Here is a 383-nt window from a genome sequence, read left to right on the forward strand (position 1 = left end):
GCCCTGCGCTCCGGCAGAAGAAAGGCCAGTGCGTTTTTTTCTGACCGTTCCCGCCCACCGCCCTTCCTTTTTTCTTACCTCCTACCACAAAAGTTAGCCCTTCCTGAGCGTTGTGAAACACGCAGTCCTTCCCAAGCTCAATTCCGCGAAAATCCACGGCACGAGCAATGTGAATCTTCTTGGCGATGTCTGCACTGACGACAGATGAGTACCTCTTTTCGTATTTGGGATTTGTTCTTTGGATGGAACGTTTCCCAGTATACTAGAGGTGCTTTTTTTGTTCAAAGCACAAATTACTTCATTACAGGAATGGCTCCTTTTAGTGAAGTAATGGAATGTTATATACGGTCTCACGCCTGTTGATGATCCATAAGGTGGAAGAA

Source organism: Aneurinibacillus aneurinilyticus ATCC 12856 (genome assembly GCF_000466385.1).
In the GTDB taxonomy this organism is placed as follows: domain Bacteria; phylum Bacillota; class Bacilli; order Aneurinibacillales; family Aneurinibacillaceae; genus Aneurinibacillus; species Aneurinibacillus aneurinilyticus.